General features: G+C 73.3%; 5 protein-coding genes. 3 read left to right on the top strand and 2 right to left on the bottom strand.

All coding sequences use genetic code 11. The features are described from left to right. Nucleotides 1–49: 49 nt before the first annotated feature. The gene (gene pepN, locus ACFCX4_RS33685; protein WP_376150842.1) at nt 50–2,614 is read right to left on the bottom strand and encodes an aminopeptidase N; all 2,565 of its coding nucleotides are present in this window, start codon (nt 2,612–2,614) and stop codon (nt 50–52) included. 259 nt (nt 2,615–2,873) lie between these two features. Here pepN and ACFCX4_RS33680 point away from each other — a divergent pair, with 259 nt between their 5' ends. Beyond that, nucleotides 2,874–3,524, top strand: coding sequence for a DsbA family protein (locus ACFCX4_RS33680; RefSeq protein ID WP_376150840.1), 651 nt, complete (start codon nt 2,874–2,876; stop codon nt 3,522–3,524). 97 nt (nt 3,525–3,621) lie between these two features. Here ACFCX4_RS33680 and ACFCX4_RS33675 read toward each other — a convergent pair whose 3' ends face one another. Beyond that, on the bottom strand, nt 3,622–5,031 hold the full coding sequence (locus ACFCX4_RS33675) for an amino acid permease (protein ID WP_376150838.1): 1,410 nt from the start codon (nt 5,029–5,031) through the stop codon (nt 3,622–3,624). A gap of 301 nt (nt 5,032–5,332) precedes the next feature. On the opposite strand from ACFCX4_RS33675, the gene ACFCX4_RS33670 reads away from it, so the two are divergent. Further along, nucleotides 5,333–5,932 carry a biotin transporter BioY gene (locus ACFCX4_RS33670; RefSeq protein WP_376150836.1) on the top strand — a complete coding sequence of 200 codons (600 nt, stop codon included), beginning with the start codon at nt 5,333–5,335 and terminating at the stop codon, nt 5,930–5,932. Nucleotides 5,933–6,003: 71 nt separating this feature from the next. Further along, nucleotides 6,004–6,495, top strand: a complete 492-nt coding sequence (locus ACFCX4_RS33665) for a ribose-5-phosphate isomerase (RefSeq protein WP_376150834.1) — start codon at nt 6,004–6,006, stop codon at nt 6,493–6,495. Nucleotides 6,496–6,543 lie beyond the last annotated feature (48 nt).

Raw genomic sequence — 6,543 nt, 5'->3', positions numbered from 1 at the left:
GGGCCTTCGGCCCGTCGGCCGGGGCCGGCCCGGCCGGGATCCGCCCGGCTCAGGCCCGGTCGCAGGCCTGCGCCCGCAGCGCGCGGGCCAGGTCGTCACGGCGCTCCAGCACCAGCCGGCGCAGCGCGGGCGCCGCGTCCGGGTGCCCGGCCAGCCAGCCGTCCGCCTCGGCCAGCGTGGCCTCGTCGACCTGGGCCTGCGGGAAGAAGCCGCCGACGATCCGCATCGCGATCTCGATGGTCCGCTCGGCCCAGATCCGCTCCAGCAGCTTGAAGTAGGGCGCGGCGTAGAGCGCGGTCAGGTCGCGGTGCGCGGGCACCGCGAAGCCGGCGATGCTGGCCTCGACCAGCGCGTTGGGCAGTTCGTCGGAGTCGATCACGGCGGACCAGGCGGCGGCCTTGGCCTCGGGGGTGGGCCGGGCGGCCAGGCACTGGGTGTGCTGGCGCCGGCCGCTCGCGGTGTTGTCGGCGGCGAGTTCCCCGGCCAGCTCCTCCCCGGTGGCGTGGCCGGCCGCGGCCAGCGCCAGCCACAGCGCCCAGCGCAGCTCCTGGTCGACCTCCAGGCCGTCGATCCGGGCGGTGCCGGCCAGCAGGCCGCGGACCAGGCCGAGGTGCTCGGAGCCGTTGGCGGTCTGGGCCAGGAAGCGGGCCCAGGCCAGCTGGTGGTCGCTGCCGGGGGCGGCGGCGCGCAGCTCGCGCAGCGCGCCGTCGGCCAGCAGCCGGCCGCCCTCGCCGCGCCACGCCGGGTCGGCGTAGACGTCGACGGCGCCCTTGGCCTGGGCGTGCAGGGACTGCAGGACGCCGATGTTGGCCTCCTGCCCGGCGAACCGCAGCACCAGCGCGACGTAGTCGCGGGCCGGCATCAGGGCGTCCCGGGTGAGGTTCCAGACGGCCGACCAGGCGAGCGCCCGGGCCAGGTCGTCGCGGATCTCGCCGAGGCCGGTGCGCAGGGTCTCCAGGGACTCCTCGTCGAAGCGGATCTTGCAGTAGGTCAGGTCGTCGTCGTTGAGCAGGACGAGCGCGGGCCGGGTGCGGCCGACGGCCTCCGCGACCACGGTGCGGGCGCCGGTGACGTCGAGCTCGAAGCGCGCGGTGCGCACCAGGGCGCCGTCGGCGTCCCGGTCGTAGAGGCCGACCGCGATCCGGTGCGGGCGCAGGACGCCGCCGTCCTGGAGGACGGCGAGTTCGGTGATCCGGCCCTCGGCGTCGGCGGTGAGCTGCGGGGTGAGGGTGTTGACGCCGGCGGTCTGCAGCCAGGAGGCGGCCCAGGATCGCAGGTCGCGGCCGCTGGTCTCCTCCAGGATGTCCAGCAGGTCGGCGAGTTCGGTGTTGCCGAAGGCGTGCCGCTGGAAGTAGCGGCGGGCGCCCTCGAAGAAGGCCTCCGAACCGGCGTACGCCACCAGCTGCTTGAGCACCGAGGCGCCCTTGGCGTAGGTGATGCCGTCGAAGTTGAGCTTGGCGTCCTCCAGGTCCCGGATGTCCGCGGTGATCGGGTGGGTGGTGGGGAACTGGTCCTGCCGGTAGGCCCAGGCCTTGCGCTGGTTGGCGAAGGTGACCCAGGCGCCCTGGTAGCGGGTGCCGGCGCCGACCAGGCCGTAGGAGCCCATGAAGTCGGCGAAGGACTCCTTCAGCCACAGGTCGTCCCACCAGCGCATGGTGACGAGGTCGCCGAACCACATGTGGGCCATCTCGTGCAGGACGACGTTGGCGCGGCCCTCGTAGGCGGCGTCGGTGACCTTCGAGCGGTAGACGAACTCCTCGCGGAAGGTGACGCAGCCGGGGTTCTCCATCGCGCCGATGTTGTACTCGGGGACGAAGGCCTGGTCGTACTTGCCGAAGGGGTACGGGTAGGCGAACCGCTCGTGGAAGAAGTCGAGCCCGAGCTTGGTGACGCCGAGGATCTCGTCGGCGTCGAAGTGGGGGGCGAGCGAGCGGCGGCACATCGCGGAGAGCGGGATGTCCAGCACGGTGCCGTCGTCGAGGGTGCGGCTGTAGTGGTCGCGGACCACGTGGTACGGGCCGGCGACGACGGCGGTGAGGTAGGTGGAGATCGGCTTGGTCGGCGCGAACTCCCAGGTGCGGGCGGTGCCGTCCGGCGTCACGCGCTCGTGCGCGGCGTTGGACCACACGTCCCAGGCGGCGGGTGCGGTGACGGTGAACCCGAACGGGGCCTTGAGGTCGGGCTGCTCGAAGGTGGCGAAGACCCGTCGGGCGTCGGCCGGCTCGTAGTGCGTGTAGAGGTAGGTCTCGCCGTCGGCGGGGTCGGTGAAGCGGTGCAGGCCCTCGCCGGTGCGGCTGTAGGCGCAGTCGGCCTCGACGGTGAGCACGTTCTGCGCGGCGAGGCCGTCGACGTGCACCCGGGCGCCGTCGTAGGCGGTGGCCGGGTCGAGGGGGCGGCCGTTGAGGGTGACGGCGCGCACGGCCGGGGCGAGCAGGTCGACGAAGACCGACGCGCCCGGTTCGGTGCAGCGGAAGGCGATGGTGGTGGTGGAGCGGAACGTGGCGGCCGCCGGGTCGGGGGCCGAGGTCACGTCCAGGTGGACGCGGTAGCTGTCCACGGTGAGGACGCTGGCCCGCTGCTGGGCTTCGTCGCGGCTCAGGTTCTTGCCCGGCACGGCGGTACTCCTTTGTCCGGCTCGCACGGTGGTGCGGTCTTCGCTGGTGCGGTGGTGCGGCGCGCTGTGGTGCTGCGGGGGCATCCTTTCACGCCCCCCGCGCCGGTACCATTGCACAACTCGGACGGGCGGGGCGGAATCACCGCCGTGGACCGGGTGTTGGTGCCGTGAGGGGCATGACCGGCCGTGGCCGCAGGGCCCCCGGGATCCAGAACCCCATCCCCGGACGACTCCGGACGACTCTCGAAGGACGACAGCCGTGACGACTGCCGCTGGTACCACCGGCACCGCCGAGCGCAAGACCGCCGACTTCTGGTTCGACCCGGCCTGTCCGTGGGCCTGGATGACGTCCCGCTGGCTGATCGAGGTGCAGCAGCTGCGTCCGGTGGACGTGAACTGGCACGTGATGAGCCTGTCGGTGCTGAACGAGGGCCGGGAGCTCCCGGACGAGTACGAGGAGCTGCTGGCCAACGCCTGGGCGGCGGTGCGGGTGTGCATCGCGGCCGCGCAGCAGCACGGCGAGGAGGTGCTGGGGCGGCTCTACACCGAGCTGGGCACCCGCTTCCACAACCAGGGCCTGCCGCAGAAGCGGGAGACGATCGAGGCGGCGCTGGTCGCGGCCGGGCTGCCGGTGGAGCTGGTGGAGGCGGGCTTCACCACCGACTACGACGAGGCGCTGCGCCAGTCGCACAAGGAGGGCATCACCCTGGTCGGCGAGGACGTCGGCACCCCGGTGATCGCGGTCGAGGGCGCGGACGGCGAGCGGGTCGCGTTCTTCGGCCCGGTGGTGACCCCGATCCCGCGCGGCGAGGCCGCGGCCCGGCTGTGGGACGGCACCCTGCTGGTCGCCTCGACCCCGGGGTTCTACGAGATCAAGCGGACGCGGACCGCGAGCCCGTCCTTCGAGTAGTCCGCGGGGCCGGCCGGCCGCCCGTGCGGCGCCGGCACGGCGGAGGGCCCGGTACCGTGCGGTACCGGGCCCTCCCGCGTCCCGTCCGCGGGCGGGTTCAGCCGCGGGCGGCGTCCCGGCGCTGCTTGGCCAGGCCGGCGGCGGTGAGCAGGGCGACCAGCACACCGGCCGCGTACAGCTGCTGCCGGTTGCCCTCGGTGGTGGTCATCAGGGCGAGGATGCCGACGACGGCGGCCATCGCGACCCAGGTCAGGTACGGGAAGCCCCACATCCGCACGGTGAGCAGCTCCGGCGCCTCGCGCTCCAGCCGGCGGCGCATCCGCAGCTGGACGACGCAGATGAACAGCCAGACGACCAGGATGGCGACACCGGTGGTGTTCATCAGCCAGGTGAAGACGGTGTCGGGCCAGAACTTGGCGGCCAGGACGGCGGCGAAGCCGAACAGGCAGGAGGCGAGCACGGCCCGCCGGGGCACCCCGCCGCTGACCCTGGCGAGGGCGCGCGGGCCCTGGCCGCGGCCGACCAGCGAGTACGCCATCCGGGAGGCGCCGTAGATGTTGGCGTTCATCGCGGACAGCAGGGCGACCAGCACCACGACCTGCATGATGGTTCCGGCGCCGGTCACCCCGAGGTGGCGCAGCACGGTGACGTAGGGGCCGTCGGCGACGACCGCCGGGTCCTTCCAGGAGACCAGGGTGACGACCAGCGCCATCGAGCCGATGTAGAAGACCGCGATCCGCCAGACGGCGGTGCGCACGGCGTTGGCGACGTTGCGCTTCGGGTCCGCGGACTCGGCGGCGGCGATGGTGACGGTCTCCAGGCCGCCGTAGGCGAAGACGGAGGCGAGCAGGCCGACGATCAGTCCGCTGATCCCGGTGGGCAGGAAGCCGCCCTGGCCGGTGAGGTTGGTGGTGCCGGGGGCGCCGGGGCCGAGGACGCCGGTGACGCCGAGCGTGCCGAGCACCAGGAAGGCGATGATCGCGGCGATCTTGACGGTGGCGAACCAGAACTCGAACTCGCCGAAGTTCTTCACCGCGGTGAGGTTGCTGGCGCAGAAGAAGACCATGAACAGGGCGACCCAGACCCAGGCGGAGACGCCGGGGACCCAGCCGTTGACGATCCGGCCGGCGGCGGTGGCCTCGGCGGCGACGCCGCAGCAGAGCATCACCCAGTACATCCAGCCTGCGGTGATCCCGGCCCAGGGGCCGACCTCCTTCTCGGCGTGCACGGAGAAGGAGCCGGAGGCGGGGCGGGCCGCCGACATCTCGCCGAGCATCCGCATGATCAGCATGACCAGGAGTCCGGAGAGCACGAAGGCCAGGATGATGGCGGGTCCGGCCGCCGCGATGCCCGCCCCGGAGCCGACGAAGAGGCCTGCGCCGATGACGCCGCCGAGCGCGATCATCGAGAGGTGGCGCTGCTTGAGGCCGTGCGAGAGCTGCTGACCGCCGGGCGGGGGAGCGGACGCGGTGGTCCCGGGCGCCGAGGGGGCGGAGGAGGGGGCCATGGGAGGTGGATCCAGACTGTTCGACATGCGGTGCGGGTTGCCCAATATCCGGTGACGCAGCTGTGCATGCCAAGAATGCCCGGTTCGGGACCAGCATGCGGACCGTGTCGTGACCTTCCATGATGGCACGGTCACGCTCCGCTGCCACGGCCGGTCGGGACCCGACAAGGAGGGCGGCCGGTGCTTTGTCCGGATCCCTGACGGTGTTCGGCGCGCCCGCCGCGTAGGTTCGGTGTGATCACCCGCTCGATCCGCTGATCCTTCGATCGTGCGGATCCGTACCGTGCCGAGGAGAAGCCCGATGGCCACCGCCAGCACCCCCGTTCCGAGCCGCGCCGTCCTCGCCGACCTGCTGCCCGCCGCCGGCAGCCGGTTCGGCGCCCAGGCCCGCGACCTCGCCCTGGTCGCCGGCGGCGCCGCGTTCACCGGCCTCGCCGCCCAGTTGTCGGTGAACGTCCCCGGTTCCCCGGTCCCGGTGACCGGCCAGACCTTCGCCGCCCTGCTGGTCGGCACCGCGCTCGGCACCCGCCGCGGCATCGCCTCGCTCGGCCTCTACCTGCTGGCCGGCATGGCGGGCGTGCCGTGGTTCGCCGAGTCCGCCGCCGGCTGGTCGATGCCCTCGCTCGGCTACGTGATCGGCTTCGTGCTGGCGGCCGGCCTGGTCGGCGCGCTGGCCCGCCGCGGCGCCGACCGCTCGCCGCTGCGCACCGCCGCCACCATGGCGCTCGGCGCCCTCGCCATCTACGCGGTCGGCGTGCCCTACCTGGCGTTCGCCCTGGACGTGCCGCTGGCCCGCGCCGCCGAGCTCGGCCTCTACCCGTACCTGGTCGGCGACGCCCTGAAGGCCGCCCTCGCGGCCGGCGCCCTCCCGCTGGCCTGGAAGCTGCTCGGCCGCCGCTGAGCGGGCCGGACCTGCCGAAGGCGTCGCCCCCCTGCGGAGCCCGGGTCCGCGCGCGTGCCACACTCATGGGCATGCGCGTGTACCTGGGCTCCGACCATGCCGGATACGAACTGAAGAACCACCTCGTGGAGTGGCTCAAGGAGGCCGGCCACGAGCCGGTCGACTGCGGGCCGCACATCTACGACGCCCTCGACGACTACCCGCCGTTCTGCCTGCGGGCCGCCGAGCGCACCGCCTCCGACCCGCAGGCGCTGGGCATCGTGATCGGCGGCTCGGGCAACGGCGAGGCCATCGCCGCCAACAAGGTCAAGGGCGTCCGGGCCGCACTGGCCTGGAGCGAGCAGACCGCCGCCCTGGGCCGTGAGCACAACAACGCCAACGTGATCTCCGTCGGCGGCCGGATGCACACCGTCGAGGAGGCGACCCGGTTCGTCGAGATCTTCCTCTCCACCCCGTACAGCGGCGACGAGCGGCACACCCGCCGCATCGACATGCTCAGCGTGTACGAGACCACCGGCGAGCTCCCGCCGGTCCCGGCCCACCACCCGCAGCAGGAGGCCTGATCCCTCCCGCCCGACCCGGTCCCTCCCGGCGGCCGGCCGCGCCCCCCC

Source organism: Kitasatospora sp. NPDC056327, assembly GCF_042261735.1.
In the GTDB taxonomy this organism is placed as follows: domain Bacteria; phylum Actinomycetota; class Actinomycetes; order Streptomycetales; family Streptomycetaceae; genus Kitasatospora.
Note: the sequence above shows the minus strand (reverse complement) of the source record. Positions and strands in the feature narration are given on the sequence as shown.

Excerpts from the sequence above, each read along its gene's own strand:
- ACFCX4_RS33675 (WP_376150838.1), bottom strand. The coding sequence starts at position 5,031 with ATGGCCCCCTCCTCCGCCCCCTCGGCGCCCGGGACCACCGCGTCCGCT.
- ACFCX4_RS33670 (WP_376150836.1), top strand. The coding sequence starts at position 5,333 with ATGGCCACCGCCAGCACCCCCGTTCCGAGCCGCGCCGTCCTCGCCGAC.
- ACFCX4_RS33665 (WP_376150834.1), top strand. The coding sequence starts at position 6,004 with ATGCGCGTGTACCTGGGCTCCGACCATGCCGGATACGAACTGAAGAAC.